The 17164-nt window shown below is 70.2% G+C and carries 16 protein-coding genes; 2 read left to right on the top strand and 14 right to left on the bottom strand.

The window, feature by feature from the left end:
• The 9 genes from OG828_RS14040 to OG828_RS14080 all read right to left on the bottom strand — a co-directional run bounded on the left by OG828_RS14040 (position 1) and on the right by OG828_RS14080 (position 8437).
• Positions 1–555 (bottom strand): hypothetical protein, encoded by a 555-nt coding sequence (locus OG828_RS14040; protein ID WP_328501317.1) that lies wholly within the window; start codon positions 553–555, stop codon positions 1–3.
• Positions 552–2231 (bottom strand): class I adenylate-forming enzyme family protein, encoded by a 1680-nt coding sequence (locus tag OG828_RS14045; protein WP_328501318.1) that lies wholly within the window; start codon positions 2229–2231, stop codon positions 552–554. The genes OG828_RS14040 and OG828_RS14045 overlap by 4 nt, the downstream gene beginning before the upstream one ends.
• Positions 2218–3048, bottom strand: coding sequence for a hypothetical protein (locus OG828_RS14050; protein WP_328355251.1), 831 nt, complete (start codon positions 3046–3048; stop codon positions 2218–2220). Before OG828_RS14050 ends, OG828_RS14045 begins: the two co-directional genes overlap by 14 nt.
• On the bottom strand, positions 3045–4253 hold the full coding sequence (locus tag OG828_RS14055; RefSeq protein ID WP_328355254.1) for a beta-ketoacyl-[acyl-carrier-protein] synthase family protein: 1209 nt from the start codon (positions 4251–4253) through the stop codon (positions 3045–3047). Before OG828_RS14055 ends, OG828_RS14050 begins: the two co-directional genes overlap by 4 nt.
• Positions 4243–4554 carry an acyl carrier protein gene (locus OG828_RS14060; protein ID WP_328355257.1) on the bottom strand — a complete coding sequence of 104 codons (312 nt, stop codon included), beginning with the start codon at positions 4552–4554 and terminating at the stop codon, positions 4243–4245. The genes OG828_RS14055 and OG828_RS14060 overlap by 11 nt, the downstream gene beginning before the upstream one ends.
• Complete coding sequence (locus OG828_RS14065) at positions 4551–4826, bottom strand: acyl carrier protein (RefSeq protein ID WP_245685624.1); 276 nt, start codon at positions 4824–4826, stop codon at positions 4551–4553. Before OG828_RS14065 ends, OG828_RS14060 begins: the two co-directional genes overlap by 4 nt.
• Positions 4827–4947: 121 nt before the next feature.
• Entirely contained in the window at positions 4948–6357 is a 1410-nt protein-coding gene (locus tag OG828_RS14070) for a class I adenylate-forming enzyme family protein (RefSeq protein ID WP_328501319.1), read from the bottom strand.
• Positions 6357–7571 (bottom strand): 3-dehydroquinate synthase II family protein, encoded by a 1215-nt coding sequence (locus OG828_RS14075; RefSeq protein WP_328501320.1) that lies wholly within the window; start codon positions 7569–7571, stop codon positions 6357–6359. Before OG828_RS14075 ends, OG828_RS14070 begins: the two co-directional genes overlap by 1 nt.
• A complete protein-coding gene (locus tag OG828_RS14080) occupies positions 7568–8437 on the bottom strand; it encodes a 2-amino-3,7-dideoxy-D-threo-hept-6-ulosonate synthase (protein WP_328504869.1) in 870 nt (289 codons plus the stop codon). The genes OG828_RS14075 and OG828_RS14080 overlap by 4 nt, the downstream gene beginning before the upstream one ends.
• Before the next feature lie 548 nt (positions 8438–8985).
• Here OG828_RS14080 and OG828_RS14085 point away from each other — a divergent pair.
• The gene (locus tag OG828_RS14085; RefSeq protein ID WP_328501321.1) at positions 8986–10344 is read left to right on the top strand and encodes an MFS transporter; all 1359 of its coding nucleotides are present in this window, start codon (positions 8986–8988) and stop codon (positions 10342–10344) included.
• Between the two features lie 49 nt (positions 10345–10393).
• Here the strand turns inward: OG828_RS14085 and OG828_RS14090 are convergent, their stop codons facing one another.
• From OG828_RS14090 to OG828_RS14105, 4 genes are all read right to left on the bottom strand, one after another.
• Positions 10394–11041 carry a thymidine kinase gene (locus OG828_RS14090; protein ID WP_328501322.1) on the bottom strand — a complete coding sequence of 216 codons (648 nt, stop codon included), beginning with the start codon at positions 11039–11041 and terminating at the stop codon, positions 10394–10396.
• Positions 11042–11084: 43 nt separating this feature from the next.
• Entirely contained in the window at positions 11085–12281 is a 1197-nt protein-coding gene (locus tag OG828_RS14095) for an alkaline phosphatase family protein (RefSeq protein ID WP_328355281.1), read from the bottom strand.
• Positions 12281–12868, bottom strand: coding sequence for a DUF5998 family protein (locus OG828_RS14100; RefSeq protein WP_328355284.1), 588 nt, complete (start codon positions 12866–12868; stop codon positions 12281–12283). The genes OG828_RS14095 and OG828_RS14100 overlap by 1 nt, the downstream gene beginning before the upstream one ends.
• Positions 12869–12937: 69 nt before the next feature.
• Complete coding sequence (locus OG828_RS14105) at positions 12938–15823, bottom strand: bifunctional acetate--CoA ligase family protein/GNAT family N-acetyltransferase (RefSeq protein ID WP_328501323.1); 2886 nt, start codon at positions 15821–15823, stop codon at positions 12938–12940.
• A 179-nt stretch (positions 15824–16002) separates the two neighbouring features.
• Here OG828_RS14105 and OG828_RS14110 point away from each other — a divergent pair, with 179 nt between their 5' ends.
• A complete protein-coding gene (locus OG828_RS14110) occupies positions 16003–16284 on the top strand; it encodes an HPr family phosphocarrier protein (RefSeq protein WP_071373146.1) in 282 nt (93 codons plus the stop codon).
• A gap of 115 nt (positions 16285–16399) precedes the next feature.
• On the opposite strand, the gene OG828_RS14115 is transcribed toward OG828_RS14110, so the two are convergent.
• Positions 16400–17095, bottom strand: a complete 696-nt coding sequence (locus OG828_RS14115) for a GntR family transcriptional regulator (protein ID WP_210576887.1) — start codon at positions 17093–17095, stop codon at positions 16400–16402.
• Between the last annotated feature and the right edge of the window lie 69 nt (positions 17096–17164).

Genomic DNA, 17164 nt, shown 5'->3' on the forward strand with positions numbered 1-17164 from the left:
TCAGCCCTCCCCACCAGAAGCGACAGGAGTGGCGACCCGCATCAGCAGGCGGCACGCCTTGTCCCCGTCCCGCAGACAGCTCTCGGCCCGGTTCTCCGTCAGGGTCACGCCGAGTCCCTCGGACCAGCCCGCGTGGATGTCGGTGCACGGGCACCGGTAGCCCTCCAGCGAACCGGACATCCGCACCATGGTGATGGCGAAGTTCCGCCGCAGGGTGAGCACGATCAGGTCGTCACCCTCCACCTCGGTGGAGGCGTTGCGCAGTTCCGGCGGGAACATGCGGTCCCCGCAGTCGTCGTAGCGGCGGCGCAGCTCCTCCAGGTCCTTGCCGCTGTCACCGGTGCCGGGGAGCGGGCCGCTCCGGCGAGCGACCTGCTGCGCGACCTTGAGGGCGACCTTGCGCATCGCCTCGGCGTTGATCTCGTTCGCGGCCTGCTGCCCGAACCGCGCGGCCACTCCCTGGTACCAGTTGGCGTCGTGCTGCCACCACAGCCGGTACGCCTCCGACGCCCGGGCACGGTGGTTGACTTCGCCGGCACCCGTTTCCGTACTCATGCGAGCTCCTTGGCGGCGAAGCGGTCGCGCATCACGCGTTTGAGGACCTTGCCGGTGGCGCCCTTGGCCACGTCGTCGGGCTTCATCGGCACGGCCCGGGTCACCGGGGGGAAGCCGGCTCCCGACAGGACCGCGTTGACCTGCCCGGTCCACGCCTCGTCGCCGTCTTTGTCGTCGGCGACGTCGTGCGTGAGCTGGAGCAGCGCGTACGCCTCGGCCTCTCCGTCGCCGTCCCAGTCGGCTCGTACGCCGGCCGGGGCGACCCCGACGACGGTGCAGTCGGCCAGTTCGGGCAGCTCCCGCAGCAGCAGTTCCTCGGTGCGGGTGCTGAACAGGATTCCGTCGCGGGTCCGGATGGCGTCGGTCGCCCTGTCCAGGTGGTAGAAGTTGCCTTCCTCGTCCTGGTAGGCGAGGTCCCCGGGAAGCCAGTAGCCGCCCAGCCGCATCCGGTTCCAGGTCAGCGAGTCGTTCCAGTAACCGGGCGTGATCGTCGGCGACTTCAGGCCGAGGCGGCCGATCTCCCCGGGCGGCAGCGGGGTTCCGTCCTCGGCGAGCACGGCGGCCTCGGCGAAGCTGAACGGCTTGCCGATGCAGCGCGAGTACGCGGAGGTGTCCTTGGTGTGCCGGTTGTGGAAGATCGAGTGGCCGACCTCGGAGGAGCCGAGCCCGTCGATGAAGACGGAACCCTCGACCCGACTGCGGCGCAGAACCCCGCCGTCCCTGCTGATCTCCTCGCGAACGCCGTGCCGCACCAGGGCCCGGATGTGCGCCTCGTGCGCCGCGTCGCCTGTGTTGAACCACACCTCGACGCTGGACAGGTCACGGGCCGCCAGGTCCTCCCCGGCCATCTCACCGAAGGTTCCGGCGAAGGCCAGTACCGTGCTCGGCCGGAACTCCTCGATGGCGTCGAGCACTTCGGTGCCGCGCTGGCTGGAGAGCAGCTTGATGTCCGCGCGCAGCAGCAGGCAGTACAGCAGAGTCGCGATGGAGGCGTTGTGCGGCCCCGGCAGCGCCACCAGGGTGCGCGCCATGTCGGCTCCGGTGGAGTAGCGCAGCCGGTGCACCTGCGAGTACATCAGCGTCCGGTGGGTGTGCGGCACTCCCTTGGGCATACCGGTGGTCCCGGAGGAGTGCGAGATGATCACCGGGTCGGTGGGGTCGTGCCGGTACGGGTACGACTGCGGCAACCGCTCGCGGAACTCCGGCCCGATCCCGTCGGCGGTCACGCAGAAGCCGAGCCCCGACTCCGGGCCCGACAGCACGGAGTGGTGCTCGGCGTCCGTGAACGCACCCACCGAACCCTGACGGCGCACGTACTCGCGGGCGATCTCGGGGCGCAGGTTGCCGTTGACGAGCGACGGGATCGCGCCGAGAGACGTCAGGGCCAGGTAGTTCACCGCGTTCTCGGCACTGGAGTGGGAGTGCACGGCGACCGGGTCGCGGGGTGCCACGCCGTGGGCCGCGTACCAGCCCGCGTACGTCTCGACGGCCTCGCAGAGCTGACGCAGCGTCAGCACCTCGGGACGGCTGCCGTCCGGCGCCTGCCAGCTGCCGTCCGTCCGCAGCACGGGCTCGTCGAGCGGGCGGCCGTACGCCTTCAGGCGCTCCAGGATGTTGCCGGCGCCGAGTTCGGTGTCGGAGCAGATCCGTGCCCGCTCCTGCCTACTGATGAGCATGGTTCTCCGTCTCGTTCCTTGCTTCAGTCCCGGCGGTGAGGATGAATGCGGGCGACCGGGGCTCGGTCACCAGGAGGTGACTGCCGCCGTCCCGGAGCAGTCGCCGGTGGGCGGCGGCCAGGTCGAACAGGCCCTGGATGCTTCCGGGGTGCCCGGCCGTCCCTGTGTCGTCGGCGTCGTACGCCTCGGCCGACCGGACCGACACCGGCGCCTCGCCTCCGGGACGGCCCAGCAGCACTGCCGCCGCCAGGCCGGCGGTCGCGGGCAGGTCCGGGACCGGGCGGCCGCTGTCGGCCAGTTCCCGGTATGCGGCGGCCAGACGCTCGCCGCCGCCCAGTTCCACGCCCAGCACCAGGACCCGGTCCAGCTCCGGGTCCTCCAGCAGCAGATCGGCCATGGCCAGCAGTTCGGCCACCGGGTCGTCGAGGGTGGAGAGGCTGAACATCTGCCCGGTGATCCCGAACTCCTGGCTCGTATAGCCCAATACGGCATTGGCAGTGGCCTGCATGAACAGCAGCGGGTTGTGGACCCGCCCGGAGACCATACGCCGACTGGCCAGGTCCGCCGTGGTGGTGTCCCCCATCAGAGTGGCCAGCGCCACGGCTGTACGAGCGCCGTCGCCGGGCCGTTCGGTGAGGCACTGCCTGCTGACGTCGAAGGCCAGCGGGCTGAAGGCGGACTCCACGAAGCCGGGGAGTCGGGGGAGCGGGATGTCGTCGTCGCGCCCGGTGCCGTGGGTCGCGGTGGCGGTCGCGAGGATGCCGAGGGGCGAGCGGAGTACGGTCTTCTCGGCCTGTTCCCTCTTCTCTGTCGTCATGGCCGCTCCAGCACGAGTGCGGTGTTGGCGCCCCCGAAGGCGGCGTTGATGGTGAGGGCCCGGCGCGGGTCGGCCTGGCGCGGCTGGTTCGGTACGTAGTCCAGGTCGCATTCGGGGTCCGGCCGGCCGTATCCGGCCGTCGGCGGCAGTACGCCGTCCATCAGGGCCAGCATCGTGATCACGAACTCCACGACGCCCGCCGCTTCCAGGAGGTGGCCGGTGGTGCTCTTGGTGGAGCTGACCGGTATCGACTCGGCGCGCTCCAGGAGGGCGGCCCGCAGTCCTCGGGTCTCGGCACCGTCGTTGTACTTGGTGCCGGTGCCGTGGGCGTTGACATAGCCGAGGGACGCGCCGTCCGGGTCCCCGGCGAGCCGAAGCGCCTGGCGTGCCGCGCGTGCGAGGCCGACACCTTCCGGGTGCGGCTGGGCGATGTGGTGGGCGTCCGTGGCCGCGCCCCAGCCCGCGATGGTCGTCAGCGGCCGGGCACCGCGGCGCCGGGCGTGCTCGGCGGACTCCAGCACGACGGCCGCCACCCCGTCGCCAAGAAGCAGCCCGCTGCGGTCGGCGCTGAACGGGCGCACCATGCCGTCGCGGGACAGTGCCCGGCCGGAGTCGAACTTGCCGAAGGTCTCCTCCTCCACCAGGTATCCGCCCGCGCAGACCGCCGTGTCGATCCGGCCGGAGGAGATCAGCCGGCAGGCGTGGATGATCGCGGCGGCGGAGGCGACACAGGCGTTGGTGAAGGTGAGCCGTGGCCCGGTGAGCCCGAGGCCGTCGGCCAGCAACTCGGCGAGGTGCGCGGGCACGGCGTCGGCGTTCCGGCCCGTTGGGCCGTCCTGGCCGTCCGGGACGGGCTCTGAGGATGGGGATGGGGAGTCGACGGCGGTTCGCCAGTAGCGGGTGACGCTGGTGTGGTCCCCGGCGACGCCGAGCAGGACCGCCGCCTCCGTGCCCGGGCGCAGGCCGGCCATGTCGAGGGCTTCCGCGCCGCACCGGGCGAGCGCGTGCCGTAGCGCCCAGTCCTCGACCGCATCGGGTCCGTCCGGGGCGGTGGCCGCCATCGGCGTACGGTACGGGCCGGTGTCGAACCTCGTGGTGGGTACGAACGAGGGGACTCCCGCGAAGACCCCGCGCCGGAGGGCCTCGGTGCCCGTACCGAACGCGGTGCGGACGCCGAATCCGGTCACCGTCACTTCACCGCTCATCGCCGCTGCCTCCCTCCACCCGGCCCGTCTGGGCGGCGCGCAGAAACGCGGTGAGCCGCCGGAGCGAGGTCAGCCCGGCGATGTCCTCGTCGGTGGGCTCCACGACCAGGCCGTAGCGCTCCTCCACCACATGCAGTAGCCACACCAACCCGAGGGAGTCCAGGACCAGTTCGGCGTCCTCGCCGAGGTCGTCGGGCAGCCCGGGGAAGATCTTGCGGTCCGACAGCAGCTCCCGGACGGTGTCAGTGGTGATGGCGGAAAGCGAGGAGTCCGCGTCGCTCGCCGTGGCTCCCGCGCTCATGCCTTCGCACCGCGCCGGACGACCTCGGCGACAAGCCCGCCGAGGGTCAGGGAGGCCAGCGGCTCGATGTCGGTGTCCGGAATCTCCACACCGAACCGCGACTCCAGCCGCAGGGTGAGCTCGATCAGGCTCAGTGAGTCCACATCCAGCCCACCGACGGTCACCGGGCTCTCGTCCGTGATGCCGTCACGGCTGGTCAGGATATTCATCTCGTCGATGACAGAGGTCAGGACGAACTCGCGGATCTCGTCTTCCAAGGTTGAGGTACTCATGATCAGAATCTCCAGTGAGTGGTTCACATACGTGAGTTGAGCGCCCCGTTAGGGGCGCGGGGAACTGCGCGACCAGCCACGACGCGCCCGCGGACGACAAACAACCGGGCGGAACCCCAACTCACCCAGCGGAGCGAAGTGTGGCCGCATGCCGCACCAGCTTTCCGTTGGACGTACGGGGCAGCGCCTCCAGGACCCGGACCACCCGCGGCAGCTTGTAATCGGCCAACCGCTCCCGGCACCAGCGCAGCAACTCCTCCGCAGAGGGGGCCTCATGACCGGCGGCCACAGCAACGAACGCCTCGGTCACGCCCTCATGGACCAGAACCGCCTGCTCGACCGCCGGATGCTCCCGCAACACGTTCTCGACCTCGGTGAGGTCCACCTTGAGCCCCCCGATCACGACGAGGGAGTCCGCACGCCCGTGCACCCGAACCGCCCCGGTGCCGTCCACCGTGGCCCGGTCCCGCGTGTGCAGCCACCCGTCCTCGTGCTGGCTGCCGCCCGAATCGAAGAGGTACGGCGACTCCTCAAGGGCGACATCCAGTTCCCCCTTGTGCTCCCGCACCACCACCCCCGGCGCGGCCTGCCCGACCGACGGCCGCAGCGTGCCACCGGCGTCCATGGCGACCACCCCGGTCTCGGTGGTCCCGTAAGACTCGCCGACAGGCACGCCGTACCGTTCGGCGAACCGTCCCGCCACCGCCGGAGGCATCAGCTCGCCGCCCGACACCGCGACCCGCAGCTCGGGCAGTTCGGGAGGATCGATGGCGGCGGCGAGCAGTTCGTAGTGCATCGGCACCCCGAACAGGGCGGTGATCCGGTGGTCCACAGCGGTGCGCAGGATGTCGCGCGCCGAGACCCGGGGCGCGAACACCACGGAGACACCGGCCGCCAGCGAATGCAGCAGCCCGGCGATCAGACCGAAGCTGTGCGCGGTCGAACTGAGCAGCAGCAGCCGGTCACCCTCCCCCGGCATCCCGGGAATCGCGGCGAACCGCTCCACCTCGGCGGCGAGCGAACGCACGGTCCTGCCGATCACCTTCGGCCGCCCGGTGGAGCCAGAGCTGAACTGAACCAGCCGGTGCCCGGTCGTCGCGGGCCACCCCGTCCCATGGCGCTCGGTGACGACCTCGTAGTCGGGCCGGAAACCAAACGTCGCCCGGACGTTGACCCCTGCGCTGACCATGAACTGCGGCCGGCAGGTCGCGCAGAGCGCCTCCACCTCGGCCGGTTTGAGCCGGAAATCGAAGAGCAGCACTTGCGCGCCCAGCCGCCACAGCGCGAGCAACACCTCGACCTGGGTGAAACTGGGCGGTGTCCGCAAGCCCACGGTGCTGCCCGGTCCGATGCCGTATCCGGCGAACACGGCGGCCTGCTTGCCGACCCGTTCCCGCAACGCGGCCCGGGTGACGGTCTCCTGCTGGTGTGTCAGATATGGCAGGCCGTCGTCCCGCGCGTCGAACAGCCGCTGGATGAAAGGGCCCATCTCGTCGTCCACGTCACCCACGAGGTCCACGAGCTCGCCCATCAGACCTCCTTGCAGAACTCGCCGATGGGCAGGCCGACATGGCGCTGGTCCTTGGCCAGATAGCCGAGCAGTTCGTCACCGGTCTGCAGTTCGGTGACGTTGAGGACCTTCCCGCCCGGGCCGAGCACCCGTACATGCCAGTCGTCCTGCACCGTCAGGCTGACCAGCTGCCCGTTCTCGGCGTGGGTGCGGATCTCGAGCAGCGGCCGGGATTCGAGCTTGGCCCGACCGACCACGACCCGCCGCGTCCGACCGTCGGCGCCGACCGCCAGCAGGGCCATCCCGGAGCCGACCTCGCTCAGGTAGCTGGTGCGGTTGTCGGGCCCGAGCGTGTACGAGTGCAGGGCACCGGCGTTGACCCGGAACGGCCTGGTCGGCATGTACGGCAGCGGATGGGTCTCGCTGCAGCAGAGCACGAACCCCGAGGAGTACGAGCCGACGAGGATGCCCTCGTCCTCATCGAAGTGCGAGCAGGTGTCCACGCAGACCCGGTCGCCGAGCCCGACATGCCGGATGCTCTCCACGGTCAGCGTGGACAGCTCCAGCTGCGGCGTGGTGGCCTCCAGCAGCCGCGCCAGCGCGAACACCTCGTCGGCGCTGCGAGGCGAGAAGAGGACGCCGTCCGAACCACGCTCAAGAACGTCGAAGACGATCCCGGCTTCCTCCAGGTCGTCGACGACGGTCACCAGCTTGCCCTCGGCGGGCTCGGCCGCCGCGAGCACGATCTCCAGCGGGATCTTGGTCGGATCGGCGAAATGGATGACGGTGTACGGCAACGCCATGGCACCCGCGCAGGACAGTTGCAGGGTGCGGTCGTCCCGTACATCGACGAAGCCGGCGATGGTCGCACCCTCGGCGGCACGATGCTCCGCGGCGACCGCGTCCAGTTCCTCCTGGGTACTGAACTGCCGCAGCAGGACGTCGATTCCGGCTCCGTCAGGGGAGGGTGCCGGAGCCGAGGACTTCGACTCCTTGGCGCCCTCGGCGCCCTTGGCATCCTTCGAGCCCCCGGTGCTCTTGTCGCTCAGCTTCTTCACGGCGGCCGTGGCCGGACCCGCGGCGACCAGCACCCGAGTGATGGTCGGCGGCAGCGTCCCGAGCAGCTCGGCATCGGTGGCCAGCACCCCGGCCATCCGGGAGTGGACGGCCGCGTCAACCACCGCCTGGAGCTGCGGCCGTGGGACTTCACGGAGATCGATCCACGCGAACCTCATGCGACACCTGCTCCGATCGTCGAGTAATGAGTCATGCTCATGTCATCGTTTGTCGTTCCGTCTGGACGCGTCGCCTGTCCCGTGTCGCCCGGCGCGGTGCCGTCACCGCCACGGCTATGCACGACCGCAGCGAGCCCAGCCACCAGAGAGGCAGGCGAGGGGGCCGAAAAGATCCGGCGGCCGACGGCCAGCCCCTGACAGCCGGAGGCCATCACCGCCCTGCCGTACTCGATGAGGTCGGAGCCGTCCGGCGACCCTCCGGCGGCCAGGACCGGGATGGGGCTGTGGGCCACCACCTCGGCCATCCGCTCGAGCGGCAGGGCGACGGAGGTCTTCACCATGTCGGCACCCAGGTCCGCGGCGACATTGACCAGATGAGCGAGGAGGGCGGGATCGCGCGGGTTGTCGATCCGGGGACCGCGAGGGTAGATCATCGCGATCAGCGGCATGCCCCAGTCATCACAGGAGCGGGCCACCGCCCCCAGATCCGCGAGCTGCTGCCCCTCGGTGTCCGAGCCGATGTTCACATGGACGCTGACCGCGTCCGCGCCGAGCCGCAGCGCCTCCTCGACGTCACCGACCAGCACCTTGGCATCGACATCGGCCGCGCAGGCGGTACTGGCGCTCAGGTGCACCACGAGCGCGCAGCTCTTGAGGATCTCCGGTGCGAGGGCCCGGGCCCGTCCCTTGTGGACGATGATCCCGTCGGCCCCGCCGGCGACCAGCGCCCGCAACAGGTCGTCCCATTGGCCGGCGGGGACGAGCGGGCCGTCCGACACGCTGTGGTCGAGCGGGACGAACAGATATCGGTCATCACCCGCCAACGACAGTCTTCGTAGACGCAATGACTTGCCAGTTTTCCGCATGGATAATGCGCCTCCCCAGCCCAAAAGGCTGAATGGCAAAGGTCCGGCAGCGGCTTCGATTGAAGTGTCCGAAAAACGACGGTCGTAGAACATTCAAGTTCTATCCCGCGTAAGCATTCATGGGCGATCTCCGGTTTGGCAAGGTGTGATCCCGGGTGAATTTCTATGCCAAGACCCGCAAGAATATTGAAAGCGAATTGACAGGAATGATGGGGTTGACGGCACCAAGGTGTGGTGTTCGTGGTGGATTTGTGCAGTAAATGGTCAGAAGGTGGGCACGGTGTGCTGTATACACACTCAGGCGACCTCCCCCTACCGCAGACGCATCGAGGCCCTATTGTTTGTTGGTGCCACGTGTCAACGGGCCCTTATTCTTTCGTGGATCCCGGCGGCCTTGTTCGGTAAATCGGACGAGGCGGCATCCTTGTTGAAATTGAATTCCCGGGATTAGGGTGACAGGCGCACTCCGGTTCGTGTTACATGCGAGGCCGTCCCCCACCTGAACCCGGATCGTTCCCCCGCTCCGGGCGTACCGGAAGTGATCCCCCATGCCCGATTCGACTTCCCAGACCGTTCCCGATCCCGAGACCGTCGGTCCCAGACCGGCCGCGTCACCATCGCCGGCCGAGAAGGGCCAGGCGTCGAGGGTCGCCGTCGCGAGCCTGGTCGGCACCACGATCGAGTACTACGACTTCGCCGTGTACGGCACTGCCGCCGCGCTCGTCCTCGGCCCCGCCTTCTTCCCCTCCGGCAATGCCACCGCTTCCTCCCTGGCCGCGTTCCTCACGTTCGCCGCGGCCTTCCTCTCCCGCCCCCTCGGCGTCGTACTGTTCGGCACGATCGGTGACCGGCTGGGCCGCCGAAAGGCCCTGGTCATCTCGCTGTTGCTGATGGGGGTGGCGACGGTCGGCGTCGGACTGCTGCCGACGTACGAGACCGCCGGACTCCTCGCTCCCGTACTGCTGGTGACGCTCCGTCTGCTGCAGGGCGTGAGCATGGGCGGCGAGTGGGGCGGGGCGGTACTGCTCGCCGCGGAGCACGCGCCGCCCGGACGCCGCGCGCTGTACGCGGCCATCCCGAACGTCGGCCCCTCGCTCGGCTTCCTCCTCTCCACCGCCGTCATCCTGCCCACCCTCAACATCGCGGGCCAGGACGGCTTCGCGGACGGCGCCTGGCGGATCCCGTTCCTGCTGAGCATCGTGCTGTTCGTGATCGGCCTGTGGGTGCGGTCGACGGTCTCCGAGTCACCTGTGTTCAGCTCGGCGGCCGGCCGTACGGCACCCGCACCCGTGTCCCGCTTTCCGCTCGGCACGCTCCTCAAGCAGCACCCCGGCCGGCTGCTGCTCGGCACCGGCGCGGCGATCGGCGGCTCGGCCGTCTACTATCTGACGATCGTCTACAGCCTGTCGTACGCGCCTCAGTCGCTCGGCATCTCCCGGAACACGATGCTGACCGCCGCGAGCATCGGCGCGGCGGCCGGAATCGCCCTCACCCTCCCGGCCGCCAGGCTGGCCGACCGGCTCGGCCGCCGCCCCGTGATGCTGACCGGAGCAATCGGCTCCGTGCTGTGGGCCGTGCCGATGTACGCCTCGTTGAGTTCACGCAACGGTCTGGTGATCACCGGCGCCTACACCGTCGGACTCATGCTGCTGGCGCTGATGTTCTCCCCCATGGCGACCTTCCTCGCCGAACTCTTCCCCGCGCGCCTGCGCTACACCGGAGCCTCCGCCACCTTCATCCTCGCCAACACCCTCGGCGGCGGCTTCGCCCCGTCCATCGCCACCTGGCTGAACAGCCACTGGGACTCACCGCTCGTACTGGGCTTCTACACCGGCGGCCTCTGCCTGCTGAGCCTCCTGTGCCTGCTCGCCCTGCCGGAGACCCGCGACCACGAATTCGACGCCTGACTGCCTGACCGGCTGACGGTTCGTATCAGTTCGACGCTCTGACGTCACGTCACGACGAGGAGACCGGCAGCACGTCCGGTGACAGTGCCGCCGCGTGTGACGTCGCCGCGGTCATACGGCGGCGATGGTGGCGGCGGCACAGGACCTCGTAGCCGATGTCGTCCGCCTGGTTGACGTCGCCGACGACGACCTGGGCACCCTCGACGACCATCGCGCCGCCTATGGTGCGGGCGTTGTGCGTGGCGCGGGCGCCGCACCAGCACAGGGCCTCGACCTGGAGGACCTCGACCCGGTCGGCGAGTTCGACGAGACGCTGGGAGCCCGGGAACAGCTTGGAGCGGAAGTCGGTCGTGATGCCGAAGGCGTAGACATCGAGGCCCAGATCATCGACCACGCGCGCGAGTTGGTCGATCTGCTCCGGCGCGAGGAACTGCGCCTCGTCCGCGATGACGTAGTCCGCGCGGCCACCGTGGGAGAGGTGGTCGACGAGGTAGGCGTACAGGTCCTGTCCGTCCTCGACCTCCACCGCGTCCGTGACCAGCCCGAGCCGGGACGACAGCTTGCCCTCGCCCGCACGGTCGTCGCGCGTGAAGATCATGCCCTGCAGTCCGCGCGCCGAACGGTTGTGCTCTATCTGGAGAGCCAGCGTCGACTTCCCGCAGTCCATCGTTCCGGAGAAGAACACCAGCTCGGGCATGGGAAGTTGAGCACCTTTCGGCAAGGATCTACGAGGGTGGGCGTCAGGAGCGTACTTCGAGCAGCGGGACCAGCTGCTCGGCAGGGGTCATCGAGCCGTGGTTGCCGACCATCGCCGACTCCTTCGGCTCCCGCTCCGAGGCGATGATCAGTACGTCGTCCCGGGCCGCCGCGACGACGTCGCCGATCCGGTCGTACACCCGCTCGTCGCATTCCCCGGGCTGCCCGAACCAGCCCGCCGCGATCGCCTCGTCCCGCGACGCCACCCAGAACTGCTCGCCGAGCACCTCGCGCCAGCAGGTCAGGACGTCGTTCTCGGCGCCCGGCACCGCGTAGACATGGCGGGCGCGGCCCTCGCCGCCCAGCAGGGCGACGCCGGCGCGCAGTTCCCAGTCCTCGTCGAAGTCGATGCGGTGCTGCTCGTCGAAGGGGACGTCGATCATGCCGTGGTCGGCGGTGACGTACAGCGCGGTGCGCGGTGGCAGTTGCTCGGCGAGGCGCTGGACCAGCCGGTCGACGTACATGAGCTGGCCGCGCCAGGTGTCGGAGTCGACGCCGAAGCGGTGGCCGGCGCCGTCGAGTTCGGCGTAGTACGTGTAGACGAGCGCGCGGTCGGCTGCGGCCAGTTGCTCGGCCGCGAGGTCCATGCGGTCCTCGCCGGTCAGCCGCCCGTGGAACGTTCCGCCGCTGAGCGCCACCTTCGTCAGCGGGGTGTTCTGGAAGGCGGGAGAGGTCACCTGGGCCGCGTGCACGCCCGCGTCCTGGGCCAGCTGGAAGACCGTGGGGTACGGCTGCCAGGGGCGCGGTGCGGTCCACGGATGCCAGCGCAGCTGGTTCATCAGCTCGCCGGTGGCCGGATTGCGGACGGTGTATCCGGGCAGGCCGTGGGCGCCCGGCGGCAGGCCGGTGCCGACGGAGGCGAGGGAGGTCGCGGTGGTCGCCGGGTATCCGGCGGTGAGCGGACGGCCCGTGCCCCCGCGCGAGCTGCTGATGAGGGAGGTCATGAAGGGCGCGTCCTGCGGGTGCGCCTTCAGCTGCTCCCAGCCGAGGCCGTCGATCAGGAACACGCAGTTGCGGTCGGCCGCGGTCAGCTCCGCGATGGCCGCGGTCATTCCGGGTACGTCCATGCCGGCGGCCAGCGTGGGAAGCAGGTCGGCGAGTGAGCCGCTGCCGTACTCGGGCCGGGGGGCGGAGTCGACGGTGAGGGGTTCCGGGTGGGTGTCCCAGGCTGGCTGAACCATCAGTTGTCGAGATCCGCTGTCGCCTCGGAGAGCGACTGGGCGAAGGCGAGAGCCTGGCGGACCGTCTCCGGGCCGTCGCCGGCCTCGCTGACCCGCAGGCTGAGGTCGTCGGCCGTCGAGCTGCCCGTGTAGCCGTGGTCGGCCTCGCAGTTCGGGTCGCCGCAAGCGGCGGGCTCCAGGTCGAGCCGGGAGACGGCGCCCCAGCCGATGGTCAGCACGACCTCTCGGGGCAGCGTGCCCGGCGTGTACGACTCCGGGTTGGCGACGACCCGGCTGACCACGACGGACGAGATCCGGCTGAGCTTGACCGACTCCGTGGAGGTCGTGGCGTACGGCGTCGGGGAGGTGCTGTCGGCCGCCTGCTCGTCGGTGTGGCTGACGATGAAGCGGTTGCCGGTGAGGACGAGCACCGTCACATGCCGCCGCACCTCGTTCTGGTCGAACGTCGTCTCCTGGTGGACCAGGAACGACCGCATGGGCTCGCCGCCCACAGCGGCCTCCACCGCCTCGGCCACGAGGGCCGGGTAGTAGCCGCTGCGCTCGATCGCCGCTCGCAGCCCCTGGGTCGTCGTACTGGTCTTGGCCATGACGCCATCCTACGGGGGCCCACTGACTGCGAGGCACCGGTCACGCCGGTCTCTCACAGACGCCGGTCGCTAGTACGCCGGAAGCGTTCGCGGGCCGAGGTCGTCGCGGGCGGGCGGGGGTGCCAGCCGCACGGATGCCCCGAGCACGCTGACTCCGCGCTGGGCCACGACGACCGGCTCCAGGGTCACCGCGACGACCTCCGGATGGTCGTCCACCAGCCGCGACACCCGCAGCAGCAGCTCCTCCAGGGCCGGGGTGTCGACCGGCGTCGAGCCGCGCCAGCCGAACAGGAGCGGTGCCGTCCGGATCGACCGCACCAGCGAGGTCGTCTCCCGGTCGGTGACCGGGACGATCCGGTGCGCCGTGTCGTCGAGCAGCTGGGAGGCGGCCCCGGCGAGCCCGAACGACAGCACCGCCCCGGCCGCCGGATCGATCACCGCCCGTACGACGGTGTCCACCCCGCGCGGCGCCATCCCCTGCACCACCGGCCGCAGCTCCTGCGGCTTCCCGAACAGCTCCGTCAACTCGGCGTACGCCCTGCGCAGTTGCTCCTCGTCCGCCAGATCCAGCCGTACGCCGCCCAGATCGGCCCGGTGCCTCAGGTGCGGGGCCGTGGCCTTGAGGGCGACGGGGTAGCCGAGGGCATCGGCGGCCACGGCGGCGTCATCGGGTGACAGCGCGGGGAGAGCCCGGTGGACCCCGATCCCGTACTTCCCGAGCAGCTCACACGTCTCCTCGGTCCCCAGAGTCAGCCCCTGCCCCCGTGCCAACAACCCGTCGATCAGCTGGGCAGCACCCTTCTCATCGATGTCCTCGTACTCCGGCACCTTGCCGGGTTCGGAGGCATCCCGCCGCCACTGCGCGTACTTCACGGCTTCACCGAGAGCACGAACGGCCCGCTCGGCGGCGGGGTAGGCGGGGATGAGCCCTACGTCATCAGGTGCCGCTGCCGCTCCCGCGGTGGGCAGTCGTTCCGCAGGGCGATGGGGGTCCCCCCGCTCGAGCGAAGCCGAGAGTGGGGGAGGGTGGGCACCGCCTGCAGCGCCGGGCACCGTGTCACCCGCCTGTGGTGCAGTACTGGCCGCAGCCGACAACGCCTCAGCAAGCCCTCCCAGCTCCACATGCACCACCAGCACCGGCTTCCCAGGAACCTCCGCCGCAGCCGACCGCAACGCCTCCGCCAGCATCGCGTCCCCGACCAACTCCCCGACCGACGACTCCCCGATCGCCGGTATAGCCGTCACCACCACCGCATCGCACGCGTCATCCGCCAGCACCCGCGACAACGCCGCGTGGAAGTCCTCCGCGGTCGCCCCCGTGGTCAGGTCCAGCGGAGCCAACGGCCGCAGTCCCTCGGAGAGACACGCGTCGTACGTCAGCAACCCCAACGACTCCGAGTTCCCCAAGATCGCCACCCGAGGCCCCGCGGGCAGCGGCTGACGCGCGAGCAACAAACCCACATCGACCAGCTCCGTGATCGTGTCCACCCGGATCACCCCGGCCTGCCGCAGCAACGCGGACACCGTGGCATGCGGCAACCGCGTCGCCCGCACCGCATGCCCCTGCGGCGCCGCACCCCCGTGCCGCGCACCCTGCACGACGACCAACGGCTTCGCCGCCGCCGTACGCCGGGCGAGCCGGGTGAACTTGCGGGGGTTGCCGATGGACTCCAGGTACATGAGGACGACGTCGGTCTCCGGGTCGTCGTACCAGTACTGAAGGACGTCGTTCCCGGACACGTCCGCCCGGTTGCCGGACGACACGAAGGTGGACACGCCCGTGACCCCGGTGACCCCGCCCCCACGCCGGTGCAGCCGGGACAGCAGCGCGATCCCGATGGCGCCGGACTGGGCGAAGAGCCCGATGCGGCCGGGGCGGGGCATCTCGGGGGCGAGGGACGCGTTCAGCCGTACGCCGTCGGACGTGTTGATGATCCCGAACGCGTTGGGGCCGATGATCCGCATGCCGTACGCGCGCGCGTGCCGTACGAGTTCCCGCTGCCGCTCGCGCCCCTCGGGACCGCTCTCGGCGTACCCGGCGGAGACCACGACGAGCCCCTGCACGCCGTGCTCGCCGCACTCGGTGACGACCTGGGGGACGTGGTCCGCGGGCACGGCGACGACCGCGAGATCGACGGGTCCCTCGATGTCCCGCACGGAGCGGTAGGCCGGCACCCCGTCGAGGTCCTTGAGCTCCTCGGGAAGGGCCCGGTTCACGGCGTACAGACCGCCCGTGAACCCGGCGTCCCGGATGTTGCCGAGGACGCTGCGGCCCACGCCGCCGGGGGTGCGGCCGGCGCCGATGACGGCGACGGAGCCGGGCATCAGCAGCCGCTGCACGGACCGCGCCTCGGCGCGCTGCTCGCGCGCGTACTGCACGGCGAGCGACCGGTCGGTGGGTTCGAGGTCAAACTCCAGGCGTACGACGCCGTCCTCGAAGCTGCGCTTCTGGGTGTACCCGGCGTCCGTGAACACCTTGATCATCTTGGTGTTGGCGGGCAGCACCTCCGCGGCGAAGCGACGGATGCCGCGCTCGCGGGCGACGGCGCCGATGTGCTCAAGGAGGGCGGAGGCGACACCGCGCCCCTGATGGGCGTCCTGCACCAGGAAGGCGACCTCGGCCTCGTCGGCCGGCGCCGACGCGGGCAGCCCCTCGGCGCCGATGCGGTCGTAGCGTACGGTGGCGATGAACTCGCCGCCGATGGTGGCAGCGAGTCCCACCCGGTCCACAAAGTCGTGGTGCGTGAAGCGGTGGACGTCCTTGGCGGACAGACGCGGGTAGGGCGCGAAGAAGCGGTAGTACTTCGACTCGTCCGACACCTGCTCGTAGAAGCTGACCAGGCGCTCGGCGTCATCAACGGTGATGGGGCGGATGCGCGCGGTGCCGCCGTCGCGCAGCACCACGTCGGCTTCCCAGTGGGCGGGGTACTCGTGCCGGTCCGGCGCGCTCTGCATGGGGCCCAGAGTACGGCTCGCGTACGACAACGGCGCGAGGCAGTCTGTGGAGGACGGGAGTCGGGCCGAGGCCGCGGTCCGACGGCACTTCGAGGACGGGACGCACGACCGTTCCGGGCTTGCTTCACGATATGGGAAACTGGTCTAGACAACCCTGAACACCTGAAGGGCAGCATCACATGGCTGAGCGCCGCGTCAACGTCGGCTGGGCCGAGGGTCTCCACGCCCGCCCCGCCTCCATCTTCGTCCGGGCCGCCACGGCCGCAGGGGTCCCCGTGACGATCGCCAAGGCCGACGGCAACCCCGTCAACGCGGCCTCCATGCTGGCTGTCCTCGGGCTCGGCGCCCAGGGCGGCGAGGAGATCGTGCTCGCCTCCGACGCCGAGGGCGCGGACATCGCCCTCGACCGGCTGGCGAAGCTGGTCGCCGAGGGGCTCGAGGAGCTTCCCGAGACCGTCTGAGAAGCAGAATTGAAGGGCTCGTCCGAATTATCGGGCGAGCCCTTCGCATTTTCCGATCGCGGGCAGCAGAAATAATCCCCCACGAATTAGACTCTCTTTGTATACGGCTCTTGTGTTAATGCCGCAGGCTCGTCATGTTTACGGCATGTTGCGAGTTCCTCACACGCTCCGTGCGCTCTCCCGGGACACCGAACCGCAGCCGGTGCACGACCGCCGAGCGCTCCGTGTGCTGCGCCGTGACCGCCCGCGCGCGCTCGCCGTCGCCGCGCGCCACGGCGTCGACGATCGCGCCGTGCTCCGCCCAGGACTCCACGGGGTTGGCCGGCGCCTCCACGGCGTACATCCAGGCGATCTTGTGCCGCAGCTGGGTCAGCATCGAGGTCAGCGCGGGGCTGCCGGAGGCCTGGGCCAGCGTCTCGTGGAACCAGCCGCCCAGGGAGCGCAGATCCTCGCTGTTGCCCCGTCTGGCCCGCTCCTGACCCAGCCTGACCAGGCCGCGCAGCACCTTGAGGTGCGCCTCGGTGCGCCGCTGGGCGGCCCGGGAGGCGCCGAGCGGCTCCAGGAGCATGCGCATCTCCAGCAGGTCGGCGGCCTCCTGCTCGGTCGGTTCCGCGACGCACGCGCCCGCGTGCCGCCGGGTCACCACGAACCCCTCGGCCTCCAGCGTGCGCAGGGCCTCACGGACGGGGACGCGCGAGACGCCGTAGCGGCGTGCCAGGAGTTCCTCGGTGAGCCGGCTGCCACGCTCGTAGACACCGGCGACGATGTCGTCCCGGATCGCCGTGCATACCGAGTGCGCCGGAATACGCATGACCGACCTCCGCTTTAATCCCCGTGAAACGTCGACGATTGACGCGTGTTCAGTGACTCTATGGCAATG

Source organism: Streptomyces sp. NBC_00457, from assembly GCF_036014015.1.
In the GTDB taxonomy this organism is placed as follows: Bacteria; Actinomycetota; Actinomycetes; order Streptomycetales; family Streptomycetaceae; genus Streptomyces.

What these genes read in the sequence shown, in the direction of transcription:
- OG828_RS14040 (WP_328501317.1), bottom strand. Translation starts at nt 555, where the DNA reads ATGAGTACGGAAACGGGTGCCGGCGAAGTCAACCACCGTGCCCGGGCG.
- OG828_RS14045 (WP_328501318.1), bottom strand. Translation starts at nt 2,231, where the DNA reads ATGCTCATCAGTAGGCAGGAGCGGGCACGGATCTGCTCCGACACCGAA.
- OG828_RS14050 (WP_328355251.1), bottom strand. Translation starts at nt 3,048, where the DNA reads ATGACGACAGAGAAGAGGGAACAGGCCGAGAAGACCGTACTCCGCTCG.
- OG828_RS14055 (WP_328355254.1), bottom strand. Translation starts at nt 4,253, where the DNA reads ATGAGCGGTGAAGTGACGGTGACCGGATTCGGCGTCCGCACCGCGTTC.
- OG828_RS14060 (WP_328355257.1), bottom strand. Translation starts at nt 4,554, where the DNA reads ATGAGCGCGGGAGCCACGGCGAGCGACGCGGACTCCTCGCTTTCCGCC.
- OG828_RS14065 (WP_245685624.1), bottom strand. Translation starts at nt 4,826, where the DNA reads ATGAGTACCTCAACCTTGGAAGACGAGATCCGCGAGTTCGTCCTGACC.
- OG828_RS14070 (WP_328501319.1), bottom strand. Translation starts at nt 6,357, where the DNA reads ATGGGCGAGCTCGTGGACCTCGTGGGTGACGTGGACGACGAGATGGGC.
- OG828_RS14075 (WP_328501320.1), bottom strand. Translation starts at nt 7,571, where the DNA reads ATGAGGTTCGCGTGGATCGATCTCCGTGAAGTCCCACGGCCGCAGCTC.
- OG828_RS14080 (WP_328504869.1), bottom strand. Translation starts at nt 8,437, where the DNA reads ATGCGGAAAACTGGCAAGTCATTGCGTCTACGAAGACTGTCGTTGGCG.
- OG828_RS14085 (WP_328501321.1), top strand. Translation starts at nt 8,986, where the DNA reads ATGCCCGATTCGACTTCCCAGACCGTTCCCGATCCCGAGACCGTCGGT.
- OG828_RS14090 (WP_328501322.1), bottom strand. Translation starts at nt 11,041, where the DNA reads ATGCCCGAGCTGGTGTTCTTCTCCGGAACGATGGACTGCGGGAAGTCG.
- OG828_RS14095 (WP_328355281.1), bottom strand. Translation starts at nt 12,281, where the DNA reads ATGGTTCAGCCAGCCTGGGACACCCACCCGGAACCCCTCACCGTCGAC.
- OG828_RS14100 (WP_328355284.1), bottom strand. Translation starts at nt 12,868, where the DNA reads ATGGCCAAGACCAGTACGACGACCCAGGGGCTGCGAGCGGCGATCGAG.
- OG828_RS14105 (WP_328501323.1), bottom strand. Translation starts at nt 15,823, where the DNA reads ATGCAGAGCGCGCCGGACCGGCACGAGTACCCCGCCCACTGGGAAGCC.
- OG828_RS14110 (WP_071373146.1), top strand. Translation starts at nt 16,003, where the DNA reads ATGGCTGAGCGCCGCGTCAACGTCGGCTGGGCCGAGGGTCTCCACGCC.
- OG828_RS14115 (WP_210576887.1), bottom strand. Translation starts at nt 17,095, where the DNA reads ATGCGTATTCCGGCGCACTCGGTATGCACGGCGATCCGGGACGACATC.